This is a genomic window from Flavobacterium soyae (genome assembly GCF_021245985.1).
GTDB lineage: Bacteria > Bacteroidota > Bacteroidia > Flavobacteriales > Flavobacteriaceae > Flavobacterium > Flavobacterium soyae.
In genome coordinates, this window is sequence record NZ_JAJQXA010000012.1 from 37,806 (window position 1) to 63,631 (window position 25,826).

The 25,826-nt window shown below is 33.1% G+C and carries 25 protein-coding genes; 9 read left to right on the forward strand and 16 right to left on the reverse strand.

From position 1 onward, the window contains the following. Positions 1–79: 79 nt before the first annotated feature. Complete coding sequence (ytxJ, locus tag LUU93_RS15520) at positions 80–469, forward strand: bacillithiol system redox-active protein YtxJ (protein ID WP_232682085.1); 390 nt, start codon at positions 80–82, stop codon at positions 467–469. 157 nt (positions 470–626) lie between these two features. On the opposite strand, the gene LUU93_RS15525 is transcribed toward ytxJ, so the two are convergent. Together LUU93_RS15525 and LUU93_RS15530 are read right to left on the reverse strand one after the other, a co-directional pair. After that, positions 627–1,799, reverse strand: coding sequence for a hypothetical protein (locus tag LUU93_RS15525; RefSeq protein WP_232682086.1), 1,173 nt, complete (start codon positions 1,797–1,799; stop codon positions 627–629). Further along, positions 1,799–2,794 carry a DUF2157 domain-containing protein gene (locus LUU93_RS15530; RefSeq protein WP_232682087.1) on the reverse strand — a complete coding sequence of 332 codons (996 nt, stop codon included), beginning with the start codon at positions 2,792–2,794 and terminating at the stop codon, positions 1,799–1,801. The genes LUU93_RS15525 and LUU93_RS15530 overlap by 1 nt, the downstream gene beginning before the upstream one ends. Before the next feature lie 256 nt (positions 2,795–3,050). On the opposite strand from LUU93_RS15530, the gene LUU93_RS15535 reads away from it, so the two are divergent. Then, positions 3,051–4,367 carry a T9SS type A sorting domain-containing protein gene (locus tag LUU93_RS15535; RefSeq protein WP_232682088.1) on the forward strand — a complete coding sequence of 439 codons (1,317 nt, stop codon included), beginning with the start codon at positions 3,051–3,053 and terminating at the stop codon, positions 4,365–4,367. Between the two features lie 64 nt (positions 4,368–4,431). On the opposite strand, the gene argH is transcribed toward LUU93_RS15535, so the two are convergent. From argH to LUU93_RS15590, 11 genes are all read right to left on the reverse strand, one after another. Continuing rightward, positions 4,432–5,712, reverse strand: coding sequence for an argininosuccinate lyase (gene argH / locus LUU93_RS15540; protein ID WP_232682089.1), 1,281 nt, complete (start codon positions 5,710–5,712; stop codon positions 4,432–4,434). A 182-nt stretch (positions 5,713–5,894) separates the two neighbouring features. Continuing rightward, a complete protein-coding gene (locus LUU93_RS15545) occupies positions 5,895–6,965 on the reverse strand; it encodes a M20 family metallo-hydrolase (RefSeq protein ID WP_232682090.1) in 1,071 nt (356 codons plus the stop codon). Between the two features lie 289 nt (positions 6,966–7,254). Further along, the gene (argB, locus tag LUU93_RS15550; RefSeq protein WP_232682091.1) at positions 7,255–8,028 is read right to left on the reverse strand and encodes an acetylglutamate kinase; all 774 of its coding nucleotides are present in this window, start codon (positions 8,026–8,028) and stop codon (positions 7,255–7,257) included. A 102-nt stretch (positions 8,029–8,130) separates the two neighbouring features. Beyond that, positions 8,131–9,078 (reverse strand): N-acetylornithine carbamoyltransferase, encoded by a 948-nt coding sequence (locus LUU93_RS15555; RefSeq protein WP_232682092.1) that lies wholly within the window; start codon positions 9,076–9,078, stop codon positions 8,131–8,133. 131 nt (positions 9,079–9,209) lie between these two features. Next, entirely contained in the window at positions 9,210–9,971 is a 762-nt protein-coding gene (proB, locus tag LUU93_RS15560; RefSeq protein ID WP_232682093.1) for a glutamate 5-kinase, read from the reverse strand. 184 nt (positions 9,972–10,155) lie between these two features. Continuing rightward, positions 10,156–11,349, reverse strand: a complete 1,194-nt coding sequence (locus LUU93_RS15565) for a glutamate-5-semialdehyde dehydrogenase (protein WP_232682094.1) — start codon at positions 11,347–11,349, stop codon at positions 10,156–10,158. A gap of 97 nt (positions 11,350–11,446) precedes the next feature. Further along, on the reverse strand, positions 11,447–12,580 hold the full coding sequence (locus LUU93_RS15570) for an aspartate aminotransferase family protein (protein WP_232682095.1): 1,134 nt from the start codon (positions 12,578–12,580) through the stop codon (positions 11,447–11,449). Positions 12,581–12,659: 79 nt separating this feature from the next. Then, positions 12,660–13,637 (reverse strand): N-acetyl-gamma-glutamyl-phosphate reductase, encoded by a 978-nt coding sequence (argC, locus tag LUU93_RS15575; RefSeq protein ID WP_232682096.1) that lies wholly within the window; start codon positions 13,635–13,637, stop codon positions 12,660–12,662. Beyond that, positions 13,630–14,823, reverse strand: coding sequence for an argininosuccinate synthase (locus LUU93_RS15580; RefSeq protein ID WP_232682097.1), 1,194 nt, complete (start codon positions 14,821–14,823; stop codon positions 13,630–13,632). Before LUU93_RS15580 ends, argC begins: the two co-directional genes overlap by 8 nt. A 55-nt stretch (positions 14,824–14,878) precedes the next feature. Then, positions 14,879–15,526, reverse strand: coding sequence for a GNAT family N-acetyltransferase (locus LUU93_RS15585; RefSeq protein WP_232682098.1), 648 nt, complete (start codon positions 15,524–15,526; stop codon positions 14,879–14,881). 546 nt (positions 15,527–16,072) lie between these two features. After that, positions 16,073–18,343 carry a M1 family metallopeptidase gene (locus LUU93_RS15590; protein ID WP_232682100.1) on the reverse strand — a complete coding sequence of 757 codons (2,271 nt, stop codon included), beginning with the start codon at positions 18,341–18,343 and terminating at the stop codon, positions 16,073–16,075. Positions 18,344–18,530: 187 nt separating this feature from the next. On the opposite strand from LUU93_RS15590, the gene LUU93_RS15595 reads away from it, so the two are divergent. The 3 genes from LUU93_RS15595 to LUU93_RS15605 all read left to right on the forward strand — a co-directional run bounded on the left by LUU93_RS15595 (position 18,531) and on the right by LUU93_RS15605 (position 20,600). Then, a complete protein-coding gene (locus LUU93_RS15595; RefSeq protein WP_232682101.1) occupies positions 18,531–19,382 on the forward strand; it encodes an aldose 1-epimerase family protein in 852 nt (283 codons plus the stop codon). 6 nt (positions 19,383–19,388) lie between these two features. Continuing rightward, complete coding sequence (locus LUU93_RS15600) at positions 19,389–19,937, forward strand: GNAT family N-acetyltransferase (protein ID WP_232682102.1); 549 nt, start codon at positions 19,389–19,391, stop codon at positions 19,935–19,937. Positions 19,938–20,042: 105 nt separating this feature from the next. Continuing rightward, complete coding sequence (locus tag LUU93_RS15605) at positions 20,043–20,600, forward strand: DUF3575 domain-containing protein (RefSeq protein WP_232682103.1); 558 nt, start codon at positions 20,043–20,045, stop codon at positions 20,598–20,600. Positions 20,601–20,603: 3 nt separating this feature from the next. On the opposite strand, the gene LUU93_RS15610 is transcribed toward LUU93_RS15605, so the two are convergent. Continuing rightward, positions 20,604–20,828: a VF530 family protein gene (locus LUU93_RS15610; RefSeq protein WP_232682104.1), complete on the reverse strand. Its 225-nt coding sequence runs from the start codon at positions 20,826–20,828 to the stop codon at positions 20,604–20,606. A gap of 90 nt (positions 20,829–20,918) precedes the next feature. Next, positions 20,919–21,557 carry a porin family protein gene (locus LUU93_RS15615; protein WP_232682105.1) on the reverse strand — a complete coding sequence of 213 codons (639 nt, stop codon included), beginning with the start codon at positions 21,555–21,557 and terminating at the stop codon, positions 20,919–20,921. A 138-nt stretch (positions 21,558–21,695) separates the two neighbouring features. Between LUU93_RS15615 and smpB the strand changes: the two genes are divergently transcribed. From smpB to LUU93_RS15630, 3 genes are all read left to right on the forward strand, one after another. Then, positions 21,696–22,151: an SsrA-binding protein SmpB gene (gene smpB, locus LUU93_RS15620; RefSeq protein WP_232682106.1), complete on the forward strand. Its 456-nt coding sequence runs from the start codon at positions 21,696–21,698 to the stop codon at positions 22,149–22,151. A gap of 61 nt (positions 22,152–22,212) precedes the next feature. Beyond that, complete coding sequence (locus LUU93_RS15625; protein WP_232682107.1) at positions 22,213–22,854, forward strand: DUF4136 domain-containing protein; 642 nt, start codon at positions 22,213–22,215, stop codon at positions 22,852–22,854. An 84-nt stretch (positions 22,855–22,938) separates the two neighbouring features. Next, positions 22,939–23,988 (forward strand): Fic family protein, encoded by a 1,050-nt coding sequence (locus tag LUU93_RS15630; protein WP_232682108.1) that lies wholly within the window; start codon positions 22,939–22,941, stop codon positions 23,986–23,988. Between the two features lie 33 nt (positions 23,989–24,021). Here the strand turns inward: LUU93_RS15630 and LUU93_RS15635 are convergent, their stop codons facing one another. Further along, positions 24,022–24,663, reverse strand: coding sequence for a protein-L-isoaspartate(D-aspartate) O-methyltransferase (locus LUU93_RS15635; protein ID WP_053472160.1), 642 nt, complete (start codon positions 24,661–24,663; stop codon positions 24,022–24,024). Between the two features lie 119 nt (positions 24,664–24,782). Between LUU93_RS15635 and LUU93_RS15640 the strand changes: the two genes are divergently transcribed. After that, on the forward strand, positions 24,783–25,799 hold the full coding sequence (locus tag LUU93_RS15640) for an RDD family protein (RefSeq protein ID WP_232682109.1): 1,017 nt from the start codon (positions 24,783–24,785) through the stop codon (positions 25,797–25,799). The last annotated feature ends 27 nt before the right edge of the window (positions 25,800–25,826 follow it).

Genomic DNA, 25,826 nt, shown 5'->3' on the forward strand with positions numbered 1-25,826 from the left:
AAAAACAAAGACAAAATGACGCAAAAACTCTGATTTTAATCAGTTTTAAATGTCAAAAAGTCATAAAACAAGCCAAATTATGAGTTTTTTTAATTCAATCTTCGGGAGTTCAGAGAACTCAGATTCTCCAAAAAGTAAAGTTAACTGGACTGAATTGACCGATATTCATCAATTAATGGAAATCGAAGCAGTATCTAACGAAAAACCTGTCGTAATTTTTAAGCATAGTACAAGATGCAGTATCAGCCGAATGGCGCTGAAACAATTTGAAAGAGAGTTTGATCTTGAAGAAGCTGTCGATGCTTATTTTCTTGATCTAATTACGTATAGAGACATTTCTAATGAAATTGCAGACAGATTTGATGTTTATCATGAGTCTCCACAATTGATTTTAGTCAAAAACGGAAAAGCAGTTTATAATGTTTCGCATAGTGATATCGATGCAGAAGCACTAAAAAGTAAAGTATAGTTTTTTGCCACAGATTATAATGATTAAAATGATTTTTTCTGCCACGAATTACACGAATTTTCACGAATTGATTTGTGTAAATTCGTGTAATTCGTGGCGGCTTGACAAAGATTAGAAAATCATTTTAATCATTATAATCTGCGGCTAATATATCAATCTAAAAATTCTCTCCAGATCCGCCGCCGCTAAATCCTCCTCCTCCAAAATCCATTGGCGACTCAGTTTTAACTTCTGGTTTCATGCCAAAAGCTGAAGCTGCGATTAAAGTCTGAGCATCTAAAAATGCTGTTGAATTATTGATTCTGTCTGGTTTAAAAGTCAATCCTGATTCTTTGTTTTTTAATTTCTGAATTGAAAAATAAGCAATTGCAGACATTACTAAACCCCCAATCGTTAACGCTGCTTCAATTGGTAAGACTGAATAATAAAATCGGATTGTGAAAACAGTAAAAGCTATTACAGCAAAACTTATCCAAAGCATGATTCTGTCTTTGGTTTTTAAAGCCTGAACCAAATACACAACCGGAACTATAAATGTAAAAGCGTAAAAGAAATAAGCAAACGGAATATCCTGTCCCGGCTGTATCTCAGCTCCTAAAAGTTCTGAAGAAAGTTCTCTTACAACTAAATAATTACAAGAGAGATAAAATAAAATCAAGCAGAAACTATTGGCTAATAACAATCCGTTATAATAATAAACCTCTTTTAGGCTCTTAATTCTTTTTTTAGTAAAGAAATAAAATCCTGCCGAAACCAGCATTCCAGCAAATGGTAAAATTGTTTTACCAATATCTCCAATTTCAAACATCCCGAAAAATAAAACTGCTGAACAAGCCATACAAAAAACAAGTACAGATAATAAATGTAAATATCTTCTGTAAGTTAAGAAAGAAGCAATCGCCACAAAAACAGCCGGTATTAATCCTGTCTCAAAATTTTCTGTAGAAATAAAAACGCCAACCCCAATGTTTAAAAGTATTCCTAAAATAAATGCATCGTCTAAGCCATGTCTATAGTACGTTTGATTTGATAATAGTTCAGCGCCAACAATACCTACAACCGCAAAAAGATAACAGCATATGTTTAAAAAAGCACTTTCAGAAGATGTTAACCCCATTAATGAGATAACACCACAAATCGATAAATACAAAAATGCTCCCAGTAAAAAGAATCCTAAACGAACTAAGATATTATTTTGAACTTTAAAAGAAGGTAATTCGTTCTTAATTATCTTTTTTTGTTCTTTACTTATAAAACCTGCATTTTCCAGCAAATCTGCTTCTTCAATTAAAGCTAAATTGTTTAATAAATTTTTATCGTGTACTATCATTACGCTGTTTCTTTATTAAAATTTTTAATCAGTTTTATAAATAATATAATCGAGCCAATAAAATATGCCGGCAATAAAAGAATAAAAAGCTCCCAAATGTCAGAGAAATCGATATTCTCAAAAATTCTGAACAAAAAAATATTAATTCCAATATAGGCGTAAATAATCATAAAAACATAAAGGGAAATCGCTTTAAGCTGATGACTTATTTTATAAAAATAGTAAGATGAAACAGCTAAAACAACGGCAAAAAGAAACCAGATTATGTCATAACGATATAGATTACTTATTGACGCAATACTAATAATATGGAGCGCAAAAGTAAGATAGATGAAAGCAAAATGAGTTTTTAAATTAATCCTGAAACTGTAAATTGTCCATAATATCAATAAAATCCCAAACATAACAGCCGAATAACTTAAACTCTCATTAGCATAAAAGTTATTGTTATCGTTGAAAATCTCCTGCGGCGTTACCGAAAATCCTATATAAGCGGCCAAGCCGGTTACAGCAATTGTTAAAACACTTTTATTGTCAAAATAATAAGCACAAACAAAGCTGACAATGGTTGGAATTAAAGTTGCTAAACCATAATGCGTTCCAAATGCTTCATATTGAAATTGAAGATATCCAATAAAAATGCAGGTGAGAACATTTGCTGTTATAACCACATATTCCAGAAAATGACTTTCTGTTGCAGCTTCTGTTTTCTGAAAACCTTTAGAGTTTTTAAAACAGTAATAAAAACAACCGCAGGTAATGGCAAACAAAATAGATAGCAGCGCAATGTGTCCAATACTGTCAATATTATCGTAAATGAGAATTCCAATTCCGGAAGTAAACATTAAAACCGAAATCGAAAGCAATAGTTTCAGCTCTACATTTAAAGAGAAAATATTCAGACTTCTATACTCTTTAATTTCCTGAAACTGATTTTCGGTGATTAGATTTTTATCCAGAAGCGCTTCAGAAGCTTTAGCATTAAATTTATTCATATTTTACTTTTAAAAAATGTTAACCAAAAATAGTCTTTTTTGTTATCAATAAAATCTAATTTGTAAACAAAGCCTTCCTTTAATTGAAATAAAAACGAGGTTACTATCCGTAAATCATATAAATATTACCTGTTAAATTTAAAATTCACTAAAAAAAATGAAAAAGATTATTGAAAATATTCAAAATTAATTACATTCGAGTAATCGATTACAACAAGCCCTAAATAACTTTTATAAACCTAAATTATTACTCAAAATGAAAAGAAATCTGTTCTTATTAATCTTGTTTTTAAGCTTTTCTGCAATTTATTCGCAAAATTATTATATGACTGCACCTGAAGGATATGGTGCGGCGGCTTCAGGCGGCGGAACTGCGGCACCAGTAACCGTTTCTACCTATGCCGATTTAATAGCAAAACTAAAATTAACTTCTCCTCAGGTAATCCTGATTTCCGGAACTATAAATTGCAGTTATACAAGTTTATTGGTTAATGATAAAACGATTATTGGATTGACCGGAGCAAGATTAGTTAATACTGATCAAACCGCAGCTGGATCTGGAATTCTTAATTTAAAACCCGGCTCAAATAATATTATCATAAGAAATTTGATTTTTGAAGGCCCGGGAGCTTATGATGTTGACGGTCATGATAATTTAACATCTGAAGCTGCCAATATTTGGGTAGATCATTGTGAATTTCAAGACGGAATGGATGGTAATTTTGATAATAAAGGAACTGCTGATAATGTTACTGTCTCATGGTCTAAATTTACCTATTTAAAAACGCCTAAAGCAGGAGGATCCGGCGGTACAGATGATCATCGTTTTTCAGATTTAGTAGGCTCTTCAAAAACTGATGCTCCTGCTGATGGTCATTACAGCATTACTTTTAAAAACTGTTATTGGGCAGAAGGCTGCAGAGAACGTATGCCGCGTGGAAGAAATGCAGAACTTCATGTTCTTAATTGTTATTACAATACTTCAGTATCCGGTTCACTGGCAATTGGTTTAGGAGGAGGTCAAAACAATACAACCTGCTATGTTGAAGGTACAGATTTTGCAAAAATAGGAACAGCTTTCAAAAATTATATCAGTACTGATGGAGGAACCATTGGAGTTACTTTTTCAGACTGTCTTAAAGCTCCGGATGATTACGGAAATGCGGTTACCAAACCTTCTTATACATACTCTGCTTTTCCAGCGGCAGAAACTGCTGACTATATTACCAATACCACATGCGGTGCGGGTGCAACACTTCAAGTTGCTGCAGACGGCAAAATAAGCTCTTCTTGCAGCAATTTAGGAATTAATAATATAACTGCTGATTTAGATCTTAAATATTATCCAACAATTATTGATAGTATATTAAATATCAAATTTTCAAGCCATGAAAATGGCAGTGCTTTTATAAGTATCTTTTCTTCAAATGGTGCTAAGGTCTATGCAAATTCAAAAAGTATTGTATCAGATGAGAATTTACAACTAAATATAGGAAACCTTGCTAAAGGGACTTATATCTGTAAAATTCAGATTGAAAATAGAATTAAAACATTTAAAGTAATTAAAAACTAAATTTCAAATAAAAACCGATTTGCATTAAATGCAAATCGGTTTTTTATTATTGAGTGAAATATTTTTAAAAAGCTGCTTTCATTTTATCTTTAATCGCATCAAGGCATAAGTTATTAATACTTCCTTCATGCGTGTGTTTTGTTTGTTTTGGAGATTTGTATGTCCCAGCTTCCAATTGTTCTGCAACGGCTTTGTAAGCATCTCTAAAAGGCATTCCTTCTACAACCATTTCGTTTAAAGTATCAACCGTAAACAAATAATCGTATTTTTTATCTTCCAGAATATGATCTTTAACTGTAATATCTTTTATTGAAAATATAGCGATATCTAAACAAGCTTTTAAGTTTTGAATCGCCGGAAACAAACCTTCTTTTAAAAGCTGTAAGTCTCTGTGATAACCGCTTGGAAGATTATTCGTAATTAAAGTGATTTCATACGGAAGCGCCTGAATCTTATTGCATTTCCCTCTGATTAATTCAAAAACATCTGGGTTCTTTTTATGAGGCATAATGCTTGAACCTGTTGTAAGATGAGCAGGAAGACCAATAAAATCAAAATTCTGGCTCATATACAAACAAACGTCCATTGCAAATTTTGACAATGTTCCTGCAACACTTGTCATGGCAAAAGCAACTGTTTTTTCTGCTTTTCCGCGACTCATTTGTGCGGCAACGGCATTGTATTTTAAGGTTTCAAAACCTAATTCTTTTGTTGTAAACGTTCTGTTGATTGGAAATGAACTTCCGTAACCCGCAGCAGAACCTAACGGATTCTGATCTACAATTTTAGAAGCTGCGTTCAACATTGTAATATCATCAATTAAACTTTCAGCATAAGCAGAAAACCACATTCCGAATGACGATGGCATAGCAATTTGCAAATGCGTATAACCAGGCAATAAAACATTTTGATGTTTTTCTGCAGATTCCATCAACAAGTCAAACAAAGTTTTTACTTGTTCTTTTATTGCTTTTAATTCGTCTTTTAAATACAAATGAACATCAACCAAAACCTGATCGTTACGAGAACGCGCCGTGTGGATTTTCTTTCCTGCATCGCCTAGTTTTACGGTTAGTAAATATTCTATTTTAGAATGTACGTCTTCAAAACTGTCTTCGATTTCAAAATTACCGACTACAATATCAGCAATGATTTCGTTTAAGGCATCAACTAAAGAAGTTGTTTCTTCAGCAGTTAATAAACCAATTTGCCCAAGCATTTTGGCGTGTGCTATAGAGCCTAAAGCATCGTATTTTGCTAAAACCAAATCAAGTTCACGATCATTCCCTACTGTGAAATGTTCGATTTGTTTATCTGTTGGTATTCCTTTTTCCCAAAGTTTCATAAGGTGTATGTTTTTTGTTTCACAGAGATACTCAAAGGTTCTCAGAGATTCACAAAGTTTCTTTTTTACTTAATGTTTCTAAGTTCCTGAGTGTCCTAGCCCCGATAGTAGTGGAAATCCTTTTGTGCCGGGGTTCGGCACAAAAGATTGGAACGGATAGCGGGATTAGCTCCTAAAAAATATTATAATTTAAAGAAATCAGTTAGTATTTTGATATACAAGTCGATTCCTTCTACAATTTCATTTACAAAAATAAATTCGTCTGCTGAATGTGACCGCAGCGTTTCTCCCGGCCCTAGTTTTAAAGACTGACAGCTCAAAACCGATTGATCTGAAAGTGTTGGCGAACCATAAGTTGTTCTTCCTAAAGCAATTCCTGCCTGAACTAAACCGTGTGTAACTGGTATAGACGAAGCATTTAAATGCATTGATCTTGGCGTTACTTCGGCATTTACATTTGCTTTTACAACTTCTAAAATTTCAGCATTTGTATAACAATCTGTTACTCGAATGTCAACAACCAAATCACATTCTGACGGTACCACATTATGTTGTTTTCCTGCACTAATTTGTGTTACAGTCATTTTTACCGGACCTAAAACGTCTGATATTTTGTCGAATTTATAGTTTTTAAACCATTCCATTACCGGAATTGATTTGTATAATGCATTATCATCGTTTTGATGTGCAGCGTGACTTGCGGTTCCTTTTACTTTTACATCAAGAACCAATAAACCTTTTTCGGCAACTGCTAACTGCATTAATGTTGGTTCTCCAACAATAGCACAATCCAGTTCTGGCAAACTTTTTAAAACACTGTTTAAACCGTTTTTTCCACTGCTTTCTTCTTCCGCGGAAGCCACAATTACAATATTGTGAGAAAGGTTTTGATTTTCATAAAAATGCACAAAAGTTGCTAGCAATGAAACTAAACATCCTCCTGCGTCATTACTCCCTAAACCGAATAATTTTCCATCTTTTTCAATCGCTTTAAACGGATCGTTGGTGTAAGCTTGATTTGGACGTACTGTATCGTGATGTGAGTTTAGTAAAAGTGTTGGTTTATTTTCGTCGAAATACTTGTTGAAAGCCCACACATTGTTGTTTTCTCTCTTAAAAGGAATCTCATTTTGATTGAACCAATTTTCGATTAACAAAGCCGTTTGATCTTCTTCACTTGAAAATGAAGGAGTTTCGATTAAGCTTTTTAATAAACTAATTGCTTCCTGGGTAAGCGTATCTATATTTTTCATTTTGTTGTGCTCTTGCCACAAAGGCGCTAAGTCGCTAAGTTTCTTTAAGCTTTTACTTTCTTAACTAAATAATATGCGACATTTTTAATTTGCGCAAATTTCTTAAAATAATATTTAAAAGTACTGCGCAGTTCTGTTTTTTTGCCACTAATTGCACGAGTTTTCACAAATTATCTTTTTGTTTTAGATTTAAAATCAAAATAGACTTTTTAATGTCCATTTAAAACTATTTTCTCTTTTTTAAGCAGGAAAAAATTAGTGTCAATTCGTGCAATTCGTGGCTATATCTTTACAACGTAATCGTTGTATGTGGAATATCTGAATTTTCAAGCATTCTGTGATGTCCAATTTTGATTTTCTGCACACCTCGTGATAAACTATTGAAGCAGTTATCCAATTTTGGAATCATACCAGAATGGATTACTTTTTCTTCTTTTAGTTTATTATATAATGCTTCGTTAATTTCTGTTATTACAGAGGAATCGTCTTCTGAATCCATTAAAACACCTTGTTTTTCAAAACAGTAAGTCAGCGTCACATCAAAAACTTCAGATAATGCAATTGACAATTCGCTTGCAATTGTATCAGCATTTGTATTTAGTAATTGTCCATTTTTATCGTGTGTGATGGCACAGAAAACAGGAACAACTCCAGCTTCTAATAAAGTTGCCAGTAACTTGGTGTTGACTTGTTTTACATCGCCTACAAATCCGTAATCAATTGTTGGGTGATTTCTTTTTGTGGACTGAATTAAATTTCCATCTGCTCCAGAAAAACCAACTGCATTATTGTCTTTCGCTTGTAATTGCGCTACAATATGTTTGTTGATCTGACCTGCATAAATCATTACCACAACATCAAGCATTGGAGCATCTGTAATTCGGCGTCCATCAATCATCTGCGGAACCAATCCGATACTCTGCGCCATTTTTGTAGCCGATTTTCCTCCGCCGTGAACTAAAACTTTATATCCTTCAATTTTAGAAAAATCGGTTAAGAATTGTTCTAATTCTGCTGGATTGTCAATGATGTTTCCACCTATTTTTATTACTGATACGTTCATTTCTTTCAAGGTTCAAAGAGGCAGAGGTACAAAGGTTCAAAGGTTTTTCTCAAGGCTGTAAAACCTCTGAACCTTTGCCACTTTGGACCTTTGCACCTAAATTTACAATTTCTTAAGAATCTTTTGTAAAACTAATTGTGCTGAATATGTTCTATTATTTGCCTGTTCGATTACGATTGAATTTTCTCCGTCTAAAACTTCATCGCTTACGATTACATTTCTTCGAACTGGAAGACAGTGCATGAATTTTCCGTTGTTGGTTAAGGCCATTTTTTCGGCTGTAACTGTCCAATTTGGATCGCTGTTGGTTACTTTTCCGTAATCGTTGAAATTACTCCAGTTTTTAACGTAAACGAAATCGGCATTTTCAAAAGCTTTGTTTTGATCGTATTCGATTTTACAGTTTTTTGTAATTTCTGGGCTTAGTTCGTAACCTTCTGGGTGTGTGATTACAAAATCCATATCTTTCTGCATCTGCATCATTTCTACAAATGAATTCGCAACTGCCTGTGGTAAAGCTTTTGGATGCGGCGCCCATGAAAGCACTACTTTTGGTTTGTGTTTTGTCTTGAATTCTTCCATTGTAATCGCATCTGCTAAAGACTGCAATGGGTGACGAACAGCGCTTTCCATATTTACAATTGGCACTGTAGCGTATTTCAAGAATCCTGAAATTACGGTTTCCTGATAATCTTTTTCTTTGTCAACCAAACCTGCAAAAGCACGGATTGCGATAATATCACAGTATTGAGAAACTACTTCTGCCGCTTCTTTGATATGTTCTGATGCACCAGAATTCATTACTGCTCCGTCTTCAAATTCTAATGTCCATCCTTCGTTGGTAAAATTCATTACCATAACGTTCATTCCTAAGTTTAAAGCCGCTTTTTGAGTACTCAAACGCGTTCTTAAACTCGGATTGAAGAATAACATTCCAAGAGTTTTATTCTTTCCTAAACTTTGATTTTTAAGTGGATTCTTTTTGATTTTAATCGCTTGTTTCACCCATTTTGATAATGAGTTGATGTCTTTTATTGAGATGTAGTTCATGTCTTTTTGTTTAATCGGTTAATCGTTAATTTGTTTAATCGGTTTGCTACTTAAACAAATCTAACTTTTATCCATTTTCTGTGTTTTTATATTTAGTTTTTAATCGATTAACCGAATTAACGATTAAACAATTAAACGATTTTCGTAAAAGGAATTTCATCTTTTAATGCCTTTAGAATAAAATTATCATTCAGTCCATTGACAATCCAGGTTTCGATGTTGGCCGCTTTTGAAATCGCAGCTGCTTCTATTTTAGACTGCATCCCTCCTGTTCCGTGTGATGATTTTGAATCTCCGATTTCTTTCTCGAGCGATTTTAAATCATTTACTAGTTTTATTGTTTCCGGAACTTCATCATGAATTGATTCTTTCGTATAAATTCCATTTGTATTAGTGGCAATAATCAGAATATCAACATTTAGCAGCACTGCCGTTAAAGCCGCTAATTTATCATTATCTCCAAACCGAATCTCGTCTGTGGCAACGGTATCATTTTCATTGATGATCGGAATATAATTGTTTTTAACTAATACATTAATGGTATTTACAATGTTCTTTTTGGTCTGCTCTTTTTCAAAATCAGAATAAGAAAGTAAACACTGCGACGTATTTAATCCTAAATCCTTAAAGTTTTCATTGTAAATCCGCATTAAATGTGGCTGACCGATAGAAGCTAAAGCCTGTTTTACAAAAACATCTTTATCTTGATTATCCAGCTTCACAAACTGCTTTGCTGCTGCAATTGCTCCTGAACTTACTATGATAAATTCATATTCGTCATTTAAAGCTGCAATCTGTATTCCAAGGTCTTCAATCTTTCCCCGCGAAATATGATTGGTTTCTTTGGTTAAAGTATTACTTCCTATTTTTAATAAAATCCGTTTTTTTGCCATGTCTTTTGTTTTTGCCACGAAGGCGCTAAGGCACTAAGTTATTTTTAACGCAAAGGGCGCAGGTTTTTTTTATATTCTTTGTGTTTACAAACGCTAAGTTCGCAAAGCTTTATCTATCGTTAAATTCCAAAAAACAAGAAATCAAAAATCGTTAATCATCAATCTAAAATTCTAAGAAGTTTAACTATCTAATTTGTCCTTCTCCGTACACGTACCATTTATTGGTAACAAGATGTTGAAGACCAATTGGACCGCGCTGATGCAATTTATCTGTGCTTATGGCTAATTCTCCGCCCAGGCCAAATTGTCCGCCGTCTGTAAAACGGGTTGAGGCATTTTGATAAACTGCTGCTGCATCTATTGATTCCATAAACTGTTGTGCGGCTTCGTTATCTCTTGTAATAATTGCTGCAGAATGTCCTCCACAGTATTTATTAATCATATCAATTGCATGATTCTGAGAATCTATGGTTCCGATTACAATTTTATAATCCAGAAATTCTTCGTACCAAATATCTTCGTTTTCGATTGTTTTGGTATTTTCGAAATTCTCTAAAGATTTATCGACAATAACTTCCACTTTTGATTCTACTAAAGCTTCGATTAACATTGCTGTGAAACCTTCAAAATTGGGCAGTTTAGAATCTATTAAAACTTTATCCAAAGCATTGCAAGCTGAAATTTTAGATGTTTTAGCATTTAAAATAACTTTTAAGGCTAAATCTGTATCAGCTTTTTCATGAACGTAAACAAAATTATTTCCTCGTCCGCTTACTATTACTGGGCAAGTCGCGTGCGCTTTTACAAACTCAATAAGTTTTTCTCCGCCTCTTGGAACTATTAAATCAACTTTTTGAGTTGGTTTTTCTAAAAATGCCTGAGTTTCTGCTCGGTTATAATTCAGATATTCTACCCAGTCTTTTGAAACTCCGTTTTCTTCTAAAGCTTTATGCCAAAGACTTACGATTTTCAAATTTGATTTTAAAGACTCTTTTCCTCCTTTTAATAAAATCTTATTTCCGGATTTAAAAGCAATTCCTCCAGCTTCGATTGTAACATCGGGACGGGATTCGTAAATAATTAAAATCGTTCCAAAAGCAGCGGTTTTATTCACCACTTTTATTCCATTATCATGAGTAAAATGAAAACGCTCAACTCCAACGGGATCTTCCTGAGATGCCAATTGGTTTAATGATAAAATCATCTCATCGACTTTTTTATCATCTACTTTCAGCCGTTCTTCCATCGCTAAATCTGAGCCGTCATAATCAGCAAGGTCTTCCTGATTGGTCAAGATTATCTGACTCCGCTCCTGCTCGACCAGCTTTGCCATAGACCGCAAAACTGCATTGCGTTTTTCAATTGATAATGGATTCATTTTTTTGGTTTAATTGGTTAGTTGGTTTAATCGTTAATTTGCTTAACCATTAATTCGTTTAATCGATTAATCAGTTAAACGATTAAACAAATTAACATTATAGCTCTTCTAAACTTTCTTTTAATGCTTTTACAAACGTATCAATGTCAGCTTTTTTCACAGTTAAAGGCGGTAAAATTCTTAATAGATTTTTATTATTGGCGCTTCCCGTAAAAATGTGTTTTTCGATAATTAATTTCTTTCTCAAAGCTGCTACGTCAAAATCAAACTCTACTCCAAGCATTAATCCTTTTCCTTTTACTTGTTTAATTCCGTCAACTTCTTTAATTTTTTCTAAGAAATACTCATAAACTTCGTTTACATTCTTTTGTAAATCAAGTTTTTCAATTACATCAAGAACCGCAATTCCCGCTGCACAAGACAAATGGCTTCCGCCGAAAGTAGTTCCTAATAATCCGAAACTTGCTTCAAATTTTGGAGAAATCAAAATCGCTCCAACAGGGAAACCGTTCCCCATTCCTTTTGCAACTGAAATAATATCAGCGTTGATTCCGTGATGTTGGAATGCGAAGAATTTTCCGCTTCTTCCATATCCAGATTGTACTTCGTCTAAAATCAATACAACATCGTGTTTTTTACATGCTTTTTCTAAAGCCTGAAAAAACTCAGTTGTTCCTTGGTCTAAACCTCCAACTCCCTGAATTCCTTCGATAATTACTGCTGTTACATCACCTTTAGCTAGTTCTACTTCAACTAATTCGATTTGGTTTAAAGGTAAAAAAGTAACGACTTGTTGCGCATTAATTGGTGCAACGATTTTTTTGTTATCTGTAACAGCAACTGCTGCAGAAGTTCTTCCGTGGAAAGAATTATCAAAAGCAACAACTCTTGATTTTCCGTTGTGAAAAGAGGCTAATTTTAAAGCATTTTCGTTTGCTTCAGCTCCAGAACTGCATAAAAACAATTCGTAATCTTCAAGACCAGAAAGTTTTCCTAATTTCTGTGCCAATTCCACCTGCAAAGGATTCTGAATCGCATTCGAATAAAAACCTAAATTATCTATCTGATTCTTCAATTTTGCTACATAATCCGGCTGCGTGTGTCCAATAGAAATCACACCATGTCCGCTGTATAAATCTAAGTATTCTACTCCTTTATCGTCAATAATGGTACAGTCGACTGCTTTTACTGGAGTTATGTTGTATAATGGGTAAACGTTGAATAAGTTCATTTTTGTTTTGTTTAATTGTTTAATCGTTGATTTGTTTAATCGATTAACCGAATTAACGATTAAACGGTTAACCAACAATCTAAAATCCGCTTGGTCTCAAAAGTAAACCTGTGGTTTCTTCTAATCCGAACATTAAATTCATGTTTTGAATTGCTTGTCCCGAAGCACCTTTGGTTAAGTTATCTATAATTGATGTTATGAGAACCCGGTTTCCTTTTTTCAATAAACTAATAATACATTTATTCGTCTGCACCACTTGTTTCAGGTTGATATTTGTGGTTGTAACAGTTACGAAGGGTTCATTTTTATAGAAATCTTCGTATTTAGCAACCAATTGTTCCAAACTATCATCGCATAATGTGTACAAGGTTGCGAAAATTCCTCTTGGAAAATCTCCTCTATTCGGAATAAAAAGCAATTCACTGTCAAAATCGTCTTGCAGCTGAACTAAGCTTTCTGAAATTTCACCCAAATGCTGGTGTTCAAAAGCTTTATAATGTGACATATTGTTGTTTCTCCAGCTAAAATGGGATGTTTCGGCAAGGCTTACACCCGCACCTGTGCTTCCGGTTGTTGCGTTAATATGAACGTCATTGTTTAGCAGATTATTTTTAGCTAATGGCAATAAAGCCAATTGAATAGCCGTAGCAAAACAACCAGGGTTAGCGATGCAATTTGCTTTTTTGATTTCTGCTTTATTCAATTCAGGTAAACCGTAAATAAAATCTTTTCCTTGAAAATGTGCGTCTTTATTCAATCTAAAATCATTTCCTAAATCAATGATTTTAGTGTGGCTTGCAAATGCATTTTCCTGTAAAAATGAAATTGATTTTCCGTGGCCTAAACATAAAAAAACCACATTTACGTTAGGATTTATTATATCAGTAAAATTCATTTCGATGTCACCCATCAAATCGTGGTGCGCCACAGAAAGTGGTTTTCCTGCATTTGTTGTACTGTAAACAAAATCGATGTTTACTTTTGGGTGATACATTAAAATTCTGATGAGTTCTCCGGCCGTGTAGCCCGAACCACCAATTATTCCGACATTAATCATGATCTAATTGATTTACAGATGAAAATATGTTTTGTGCATTTCCAAGAATTTTGATAAATCCTTTTGCATCATCAGATGTCCATGCGTTGTTCATTTCTCCGTATTGACCAAAACCTGTGTTCATCAAATCATTTTTAGATTCGATTCCGTCAAGTGAGAAATGATATGGTTTTAATGAAACTGTTACAGTTCCGTTTACTGTTTTCTGTGTATCTTGGAGGAAAGTTTCAATATTTCTCATAACTGGATCTAAGAACTGACCTTCGTGAAATAACATTCCGTACCAGTTTCCTAATTGCTCTTTCCAGTATTGCTGCCATTTTCCAAGAGTATGTTTCTCTAATAAATGGTGCGCTTTGATGATAATTAACGGAGCAGCAGCTTCAAAACCAACTCTTCCTTTAATTCCGATAATCGTATCTCCAACGTGAATATCCCTTCCAATTGCGTAAGCATTTGCTAGTTTTTCTAACGCCACAATATTGTTAGATGGTTTATCAGTTTTACCATTTATTCCAACTAATTCTCCTTGCTCAAAATGAAGCGTTACTTTTTCTTCGCCTTCTTTTTTCAATTGAGAAGGATATGCTTCACTTGGTAACGGCTGGCTGGAAGTTAGGGTTTCTTTTCCCCCTACACTTGTTCCCCAAAGCCCTTTATTGATAGAATATTGTGCTTTTTCCCAAGAATAACTTACGCCGTTTTTTTGAAGATATTCTACTTCTTCTTGTCTTGAAAGTTTTAAATCTCTAATTGGAGTAATAATTTCAATTTCTGGAGCAATCGTTTGGAAAATTAAATCAAAACGAATTTGGTCATTTCCTGCACCTGTACTTCCGTGTGCGATCGCGCTTGCTCCAACTTTTTTAGCATATTTTATAGCTTCAATTGCCTGGAAAACACGCTCTGCACTTACTGATAATGGATATGTATTGTTTTTTAATACGTTTCCGAAAATCAAATATTTTATAGCTTTATCATAATATTTGTCTACGATTGTAAGGTTTGCGTGCTGTGCACTTCCTAATTCGTAAGCTCTTTTTTCAATGGCTGATAATTCTTCTGCGTCAAATCCTCCTGTATCTACAAGTACAGTGTGAACTTCGTATCCTTTTTCATTTTTTAAATATTTCAAACAATACGAGGTATCTAATCCTCCGCTATAAGCTAATACTACTTTTTTCATTTTTTATAATTTTGGCTAATACTTTCGTATTTAGCAGTTTGAGATTTCTTTTGGGTTAAATTTTAAATAAAAAAATAAATGACAATAATTTATTCAAGAATAAAGCCTGTTTAATTTTTTTAAGTCTGCTTAAAACAGCTTCGTTAAAAGGATGTCTTGGCGGTGTTTTTTGTTTTTCTTTTGGGTCGTATAACATTCCGGTACAAAGGCACATTTTGTTTTCTTTGCTTTGCAGGATTTGATAATTGGTACAGGTTTTACAGCCTGCCCAAAAACTCGGATCTGTTGTAAGTTCTGAGAACGGAACTGGTTTGTAACCTAGCTCTGAGTTGATTTTCATAACAGCCAAACCAGTTGTGATTCCAAATATTTTAGCATCTGGAAATCTCTTTAAAGAATAATCAAAAACTTTAGATTTTATCTTTTTAGCCAAACCTAAACTTCTGTAGTCAGGATGTACAATTAATCCGGAATGTGCCACGAATTTTCCGTGCTGCCAGCTTTCGATATAACAAAAACCTGCAAATTTCCCGTCTGCCAGAGCAATCATTGCATCACCATTCGACATTTTTTTCTGAATATACTCAGGAGTTCTTTTAGCAATCCCCGTACCTCTTAACAAGGCAGATGATTCTATCGTATCGCAGATTTCTTGTGCGAATTTGAAGTGTTCTTCCTGAGTAACAACAATAGAGATCTTCATTTCAATAATTGAAGTTAAAGTTAAAAATTAAAGCATATTGTTTAGTTTGAAATCCAGAATTGAATCCAATAAAATTAAGCAAAATAGAAGTAACATCTTCAAAATCAAAAGATTGATTAAGAAAATTTACAAAATAATAAATACTTTTAGGATATGTTTGTCCAATGGACAAATTATGTGATTTCAAAATGAAAAATGGATATGAATAAATATACGGCGAAAAACTCTGTGAATACTATAGAGATAGCATCCGTACTTCGGGAGAAGTACCTGGCAGGTTTGTCCGTGACAAAGAAGTTGTATGTAAACTTATTTTATTCATCGGTGCAAAAGTACACTATTTTTTAATTCACAAAACAAAAAATTAAAATTCTAACATTTTTTTAATGAAAAGTTATTTTTAGGAAGTTGCAAAGGTTCAAAGGCTCTGAGGAACTAAGGTTTTAAATCTGGGCGCAAAACTGAAACCTGAAACTTGAAACAAAAAACAAAACCCGATAACTATTTCTAATTATCGGGTTTTTAAATATTTCTATTTTTGAATTATTACTTTTTCGTAAATGGTATTACTTGTCCATTATCTATAAGTGTCATATCGAAACCTGTTTTGGCTTCATTAAATTTAAATTTTAATCCTGCTCTTTTTGATTCAAATGTATCTTTTTCATTTGCTACAGGAGTTAAAGTAAATTTTGGATAGTTTGGAAGTTCTGCGTTTAAAATACTGTTTTTCTCTGTCAACTCAATTGTTAAAGGTGACCTTGCAGTAACATAATTCCCTACATAACCATCCAGAATAATATCTTTTTCAATTTTTCCGTTTCCCGCTTTCCAAACATTATTACTATCGTTATAATCCGGAAATGCATTATCAGGGTCTAATGTAATACTTTCAATTTCTTCTGTTGAATTGTGTTTGAAAGACCACTCATTATTTCGCTGCCAAATTTCTACCGGAAGCTTAACTCTGGTTACTTTTCCGCTTTTTGTTTTAACGTCTAATACAATTGGCATTGGCATTTTGTCAAAATTCTCCACATTGATTACAACACCTTTTGCCGGATCATTTTTCACATATTTAATCCAATTGATTCCTTGATCAAAACGCCAGTTATTTACAAACCAGCTTCTCCAGAACCAGCTTAAATCTTCGCCGGCAACATTTTCAATTGTTCTAAAGAAATCGTCCGGAGTTGGATGTTTGTAAGCCCAGCGTTCTACATAAGTACGCAATGCTTTATCAAAACGCTCTTGTCCTAAAACCTGCTCTCTTAAAATAACTAAACCTGCACTTGGTTTAGCATAACATAAAACACCAATATTAGCTTCCTTCATATTATCAGGAGAACTCATAATAGTTTCTAATTTTGGGTCTGTAAAATATTCTGCTTCTTCATGCAAATTACTTGCCGGCTGTTTGTATTCGCCATTATTAAAATCATAAGAACTTACAGAGTTGATAAATGTATTGAAACCTTCATCCATCCAGGCAAAATAACGCTCGTTTGAACCTACAATCATTGGGAACCAAATATGTCCAAATTCGTGATCTGTAACTCCCCATAAATCATCTCCTTTAGATTTCCATCCGCAGAAAACAATTCCGGGATATTCCATTCCGCCCTCATTTCCTGCTACGTTTGTAGCTGCAGGATAAGGATATTCGAACCATCTTTTAGAATAATTTTCGATAGACGCTTTAGTGTATTCTGTAGAACGTCCCCAGGCATCATTTCCTGAACTTTCAACAGGATATGCAGATAATGCTAATGATTTTTTTCCGCTTGGTAAGTTTATTTTTGCTCCATCTAAAATAAAAGCCGGAGAAGATGCCCAAGAAAAATCACGTGCATTTTTAATTTTATAATGCCAGGTTTTTTGTGCCAAAGCATTGCTGTTTGCTGTTGCCGCTACTTCGTCTGCAGAGCGAATTATAACGGTTTTATCACTTTGAGAAGCGTCTTTGTATCTTTTCAATTGTTCTGCAGAAAAAACTTCTGCTCCGTTTACTAATTCTCCAGAACCTACAACATAGTGATTTGCAGGAACTGTCAATTTTACATCAAAATCTCCATATTCTAAATAAAACTCAGAAGCTCCTAAATATGGCGCCGTATTCCAGCCTCTTACGTCATCATAAACACACATACGCGGATACCATTGTGCAATTGTGAATATTTTTCCGTTTTTAGTTTCTAAAACTCCCATTCTGTCTGAACCTTCAAATGGTGCAATGAATGAAAATTCTATTTTAATTTTTACAGAAGCTCCTTTTGCCGCTAATTCCTGTGGAAGAAAAATCTGCATTCTGGTATCTGTAACGATATATTTTGCCTCAACTTCTGTTTTGGTTTTTCCGCCAGAAATTACTTTTACTGATTTAATTTTATTACCTCCGTCAAAAACCTGACCTTGAGCCCCGTTACGGCTTCCCGTTAAAGGCACAACAGCATTTCCTCTGGAATCTTCTTTAAATAAATTTTGATCTAAATTCAGCCAAAGAAATTCAAGTTTGTCAGGACTATTATTTGTATATGTAATTTCATCTGTACCTACAATTTCATTTGTAGTTCCGTTTAATTTTGCCGTTATTTGATAATCGGCTCTGTTCTGCCAGTATTCAACTCCCGGCTGACCGCTTGCAGTACGGGTAGAAGTACCGTTTTTAGTATAAAAATGTGGTGCAAATGCATCATGATAATTATAATTATTTACTGGATTTGCTGTCGTCGCCGGCGGAGTCTGCTGCGCCCAAACTGAAGAAATCCCAACAAATAAAGCCATGGTCAATAAGGCTTTTGAAGATTGTTTTTTCATATTTTTTAGCTGTTTATCTAGCAAATTAATGAAAAAAAAAGCTATTTACAGAGAAAACGAAAAGGATAAATTTAATTTTAGTAAAATTTTATTAAAAAAATAATTCTAAGCATTTTCCTAAAAAAATAAAATTTATAAAATATATTTACATCAAGATTTAAGACTAATTCTTTTCAATTATAACATTTTGAACACAACTATATCAAATTCAACACTTAAGGCTTCGATCAAAAATGCCGGGGCAGAATTGTTCTCTTTAAAAGACAATCAAAATAAGGAATATATCTGGGAAGGAAATCCGGATTTTTGGGGCAAACACTCTCCTGTTCTTTTTCCAATTGTCGGCACATTAAAAAACAATACTTACACTATTGATAAAAAAGAATATCAATTGCCAAGACATGGTTTTGCAAGAGATATGGAATTTCAACTGACTGAAAAAACAGGTAACAGCGCTGTTTTTTCTTTAGAATCAAATGCCGAAACTTTAAAAAAATATCCGTTTGAATTTGAACTGCAGCTTATTTATACGTTAGAAAATACTACATTAAATATAGAATATGTGGTTATAAATAAAAATGAATCAAAAATGCCTTTTTCAATTGGTGCGCATCCGGCGATTGCGCTTCCTGAAAAGTTTGAAAACTACGCTTTTAAGTTTGAAAAAACAGAACCTTTAAAATATAATCTTCTTGAAAATGATTTGATTTCGAATAAAACCGAAACTTTAAAAACTACCGAAAATGTAATTCCGTTAAATTATAAACTTTTCGAGAATGATGCTTTGGTTTTTAAAACTTTAGAATCGAATTCGCTAACCATTCTTGAAAATTCAAAACCTTATGTTCAAGTTGAATTTGAAGATTTTCCGAGTTTAGGAATCTGGACAAAAGACCAGGCTCCTTTTGTATGTATCGAACCTTGGTTTGGATATTCGGACACGGCAGATAATTCTGGCGATTTATTTAAAAAAGAAGGGATTTTGATTTTAGAAGTTGACCAGTCATTTCATTCAAAATTTAGTATTAAAATAGTTTAATTTAAGATGTTAGAATTTAACTTTCACCCATTTCCGGTAATCGAAACAGAACGTTTACTATTAAGAAGAATTACAAACAACGATGTAAATGAAGTTTTTGAATTACGTTCGAATCCTGAAACTATGAAATATATTCCAAGGCCATTAGTTAAAAATAATGAAGATGCTTTAGAACATATTGCTATGATTGAGGAAAAAATAGAAACTAATGTTGGAATTAATTGGGGAATTACACTAAAAGATAACCCTAAACTTTTAGGAATTATTGGTTATTACAGAATGCAGCCTGAAAATCATCGTGCAGAAATTGGTTATATACTGTCGCCTGATTTTCATGGAAAAGGATTTATTCCTGAAGCTGTAAATAGATTAATACAATATGGTTTTGAGGATTTAAAACTGCATTCGATCGAAGCAGTAATTGATCCAGAAAACTATGCATCTGAAAAGGTATTACAAAAATGTGGTTTTGTTAAGGAAGCTCATTTAAAAGAAGTTGAACTTTATGAAGGTAAATTTCTGGATAAAGTAATTTATTCTTTGCTGCAGAGATAAGCTTTTATTTTTTTCTAATTCTTGTTGTTTCTGCAATAGTAAATGTCATATTGCGTTATATTTGTGGCCGAAAACAAATTATGTCTGCGATCACAAAAAAATACCATGAAAAAATTATTCGCCTTTATTGTTCTTTTTTTATCAATACAATTACAAAGTCAAACTTTTATAAAATTTAACGGAGCTACTGCTTTAGTTGGTATTCCAAACGTTGGAATAGAAACTAGTATTGGCGAAAAAACTACATTTAGCTTTGATGTTATGGCTTCTTTCTGGAAATCGTTTAACGGAAATAGCCCAATGGAATTTTACACTTTTACTCCAGAAATCCGTTATCATTTTAAAGAAAAATACAACGGATTTTATGTTGGTGCTCACGCCGGTCCTGATTTTTATCAGTTACAAAAATGGAATTATTGGGATACTAACAAGTATGAGCATGGTTTTGGGTATCGTTTAGGGGTTACCGTAGGTTATAATATTAAATTAAACGATAAATTTTTGCTGGATATTTTCGCAGGTGGCGGATGGCATCAGGGTTTTTACCACGGATATTATAATGATGGAACGCCAGGCAGATATGAAAAAGCCCAAAACTGGAACAAAAGCGGCGAATGGCTTCCGTATCGCGGCGGTGTGATGATTTCGTATAAACTGAACTAAAATTTAATTGAATTTAGGACGCGATTTTATATATAATTCTTCTACTTTTTTTCTTGCCCAATCGGTTTTTCTTAAAAAAGTAAGACTTGATTTTACACTCGGGTTCGACGTAAAACATTTTATAGGAATTAATTCTCCTAAAGTGTCAAAACCATAATGTTCAACTAAGGTTTCTACAATTTTTTGAAGTGTGATTCCGTGCAGCGGATCTTTAGATTTACTTTCCATTTTATATAATTTAAATAATACAAAAGACCGTCCTCAAAAGAACGGTCTTTTTTGCAAAATTAACGAATTCACCTAATACAATTCGCTAAATTAGAATATGAATTTAAATCCAAAAGAAAGCGGAGAAGTTAAATTTGGATTACTTCCTGCCAGAGCCGTGTTATAAAACGGATCTACATTTGCAACATGTGCCAATCCAAAATTTGTAACCGTTGTTTTTTCTCCATTTTTAGGCTCTAGAGTCGTAGAAGTAAAATTAGCTAAATCGTAAGAGAACTCAACTGAGAAGTTTTTCGTTACAAAATAATCAAAACCTCCTGATACTGATAATCCAACCTGATTAACTTTTAACCCGCTTTCTTTTTCTTTTCCGGTAATAACTGGCAAAGCAGCTTGTCCGAAGAAATACAAAGAACCCGCTATATTCCAATATTTTCTTGCTAAAGGCTCAATAACATATAAACCTGTATTAGCAGCAGTTCCTGCATTAGAATCTGCTTTGATATTAATGTAACCAATACCGGCTCCAACTGCTACAGATGGCGTTACGAATGTTCCCACTATTGGAAGAACAGATAAACTTGTGTTTTTTTGATCTGCAGTTTTTGTTTGCTGATAACCGAATTGAGAAGTTGCAAACCAAGCTCCTTTTAAGCCTTGAGCCGAATCCTGAGCTTTTACAGATAAGCCAATTAATGCAATACCAACTAGTGTAAAAATCTTTTTCATTTTAAGTTTGTTTTATAATTACAGAACAAACTTATGAGTAAGCTTTTGAGTTGAAGCTGATTAAAATCATAGATTAAAAAAAATCTTTAATTATATTTGACAATAAGAATGTCTTTCAATTTTCTTACTTTTGCCACCATGTTAAAATCAGTCAATATACTTAATAAGAGAGCTCGTTTTGATTACGAGATAATCGACACTTATACTGCCGGAATTGTTTTGGCGGGAACCGAAATCAAATCAATACGTTTAGGCAAAGCCAATATTACCGAAAGCTTTTGCGAATTTAGCGGCATGGAGCTTTTTGCAATCAATACTTACATTGAAGAATATTCGTTTGGGAACCAGTTTAATCATAAATCACGTAGTGAACGTAAGCTGCTTTTAAATAAAAAAGAGCTAAAATCACTGCATAAAAGTGTGCAGGCAAAAGGATTAACTATAGTACCGCTCAAACTTTTTACAAATGAAAAAGGGCTTGCAAAATTGCAAATTGGCCTTTGTAAAGGAAAGAAAAACTACGATAAGCGTGAATCTTTGAAAGAACAAGATACCAAACGTGATTTGGATCGAATTAAAAAGGCTTTCAATTAGAAGAAATTTCGCGCTGGTTTAAATTTTATTGTTATTTTTACTACAAAAATAAACTATAATTATGAAAAAGCACTTAATTTTTTTATTCGCTATTTTGGTCCTGACCTCATGTGGAAGCAATACCACAATTGTAAACAGCTGGAGAGATCCAAAAATAACAGTTGCACAGGAACATTTTAAAAAGGTTTTGGTTGTGGCTTTAGTTAAAGATGAAGCTTCGAGAAGGGTTACAGAGAACAGAATTGCGGCAAGTAATCCGATTTTTAAAACTTCTTACGAATATTTGAACGAAACTACCAAAGAGCTTACGAAGGAACAAAAACTAAAAATCCTTCAGGACGAAAATTTTGACGGAGTTGTAACTATGCGCTTGGTAAGTACAGAACAAGAAACTACTTATGTACCCGGAACTTATACCGGAATGTATTACGGCGGTTTTGACGGCTTGTATTCTGGAGTTTATGGTTATGGTTTTGGAAATTGGTACGGAATGTATTCTCCTGCGTACTATGATCCCGGTTATTATCAGGAAACAACATATTATATGGTTGAAACTAATATTTTTTCTTTAAAAGATAATAAACTAATCTGGACCGGAACAACAAAATCAGATTATGTTACAGATTTAGGTCAAACTGTAGATGCTATTATGCAGGCTGTAGTTCAGGAAATGAGAAAAGACGGTTCGTTGCCTCCAAAATAAAAATCAATAAAGAAAATTGTTATAAATTTTTTATTCCAAATAAAATGACTAATTTTGTCACGACAATTAAAGTCGTTTAATGAAATGAAAACAATTATTAAAGATGCCAGAGAGAAAAAAGGCTTAAAAACCCGTGAAGTAGCACAACTGATGGGAATCGATCAGGCTTTGATAAGCAAATTTGAATCTGGGACCAGAAAACCTACCAAAGATCAAATTTCAAAATTAGCACAGATTCTGGATATCGACTATGAAACCTTAATGATTGCGTGGTTAAAAGAAAAGATATTATATGAAATAGGTGATGATGAATTTGCCTTAAAAGCATTAATGGTTGCCGAGCAGGAAATTAAGTATAATAAAACTGCCTCAAAAATAGAAATCTCACCTACTTTAGAAAATATCCTAAAGGAAATAGATATTTTAAAAGCAAAATTAGATACGTACAGGCAATTTGACAGCTACAGAATTACGCAGGCATTAGAGCTGGAATATACTTTTGAAAGTAATAGAATTGAAGGAAACACCATGACGCTTCGTGAAACAGATATGGTTATCAATGAAGGATTGACCATTTCAGGAAAAAGTATGCGGGAACATCTTGAAGCTATAAATCATCAGGAAGCAATTGGTTTTATTAAAGATTTAATGCAAAGAAATACTTCCTTAAACGAACGCGAACTGTTATCAATTCATAATCTAATTCTTAGAGGAATTATTCCTGAAGATGCCGGACGTTACAGAAAAGTGCAGGTTATGATAAAAGGCAGCAGCCATATGCCGCCTCAGCCTTATATGGTTGCTAAAGAAATGGAAGATTATTTTATTTGGTATGAAACTAATAAAAACAAACTTCATCCAGTTGTTTTGGCAGCCGAAATGCACGAAAGATTAGTTACAATCCATCCTTTTATTGATGGAAACGGAAGAACTTCGCGTTTAGTCATGAATTTAATTTTGCTTCAAAAAGGATACATTATTGCAAATATAAAAGGTGATTATGATTGCCGTATGCAATATTATCAAACTTTGGAAACAGCACAAACTAAAAACAGTAAAGAAGATTTCCTGCTATTCATTGCTCAAATAGAAAAAGAAAATCTGGAACGATATATTGGTATTATCGCTCAATAAAAAAAGCCCGGTTTTAAAAACTGGGCTTTCTTTTTAATTTTTATCTTCTAGTAAAGGAACAAATCTAAACTCTCCAAACTCATGTTTTTCAAATTGAGTTTCATTCTTTCTGATTAGTAAAGTCATAATCTGAACGTCTTCTCCAAGCGGAATAACCAACCTTCCTCCTATTTTTAATTGCGCCATTAACGGCTGAGGAATAAATGGTGCGCCTGCTGTTACAATAATACTATCAAATGGAGCATAATGCGGCAACCCTTTATAACCATCTCCAAAAGAAACATGTTTAGGGCGAATGTTTAGCTTTGGAAACAAAATTGAAGTTTGCTTAAACAATTCATTTTGTCTTTCAATAGTATACACTTTTGCACCCAAAGCAAATAAAACTGCCGTTTGGTAACCTGAACCGGTTCCAATTTCTAAAATTTTATGATCTTTTTTTACTTCTAACAGCTGCGATTGAAACGCCACAGTGTAAGGCTGTGAAATAGTCTGCCCTGCCCCAATAGGAAATGCCTTATCCTGATAGGCAAAATCTTCAAAACTTGAATTTAAAAAAAGGTGTCTTGGGATTTTTTTTATCGCATCCAGAACCGCTCTATCAGTAATCCCTTTTTGTTCTAAAGTGCTTACTAATTGATTACGAAGTCCTTGATGTTTGGCAGTGTCTTTCAAAATAGGTCGGTTTTATTTTCGCAAAAATAAGAAAACAAATCATCAATTATCAAGTACTTTTTAATCATTTAATTTCTATTTTTGATTTATTCTCTAACCTGAATGAATTCTAATATTTTATGAAAAAAATTATACTCGGTTTATCTTTACTTTTTTCTCTTTGGGGAATTTTTGCATCCTTTTATTTTGTTTTTTTTAGCTTTGAAGATTTTACAAAATTTCAAAATTTTCTCATATTTAATGGCAAACCTTATCACTATTCAGGAATGAATATTTTTGTTGTTATAGAAAGAACAAGTGGATATTCATATAAAAGCACATCCATAGCACTTCTAAATTTATTCTTTTACTTAACTTTCCTTGCCGGCTCCCTTATTTATTATTTTTCAAAGTATAAGGAAAGCAAATTATTAGTTTTTAATTACAGCTTAATATTTTTAAATTCTATAATAAAAATATTGGCGTTTACTGCTTTTTTCGATATTGATAAACTGAGTTTTTATGGTATATTATATATCATAATTGTCTTAATATACCTTTTCATCTCCTATTATATTATAACTAAAAATCTAAACGTTATCGAAGAAAAAGTTATTGAAAATGATAATCAGATAATCGAAAACGATCTTGAAAGGGCGTCAAATTATAAACGTTTTTTAAATTCATTTATCGATTCTTTTATTATACTCATTGTTGCTTTTGATTTTATAAGCTACTCTGAGATGAATGAAAGTCTAACTACTTTTTTCAGTTATTTAAAAACATCTTTTGGAGATAAATTTGGGCTTATAGTTTTCTTTTTTCTTATTAAATTTACTTATTATCTAATATTTGAATCTGTCTTTAAAAATACTCCTGCTAAATTCATAACCGCCTGTTATGTAACAGATGAAGAAGGAAATCCCCCTTCCTTTTCGATAATTTTAAAACGAACTTTACTAAGATTTGTTCCATTTGAAAGTTTCTCTTTCTTAATGGGGAAAAATTTACATGACGACTATTCAGATACTTATGTTATCAATAAAAAAACTGACCTTACAATTGAAAATCGCTATCTGCAATTTTTAACAATTGCATTCGGCATACTATTAGTCACCTATTTTTATATGTCATTTAAAGAAATATTATTTCCTTAGTAAAAAACGAAAGTATAGCAAATCAAA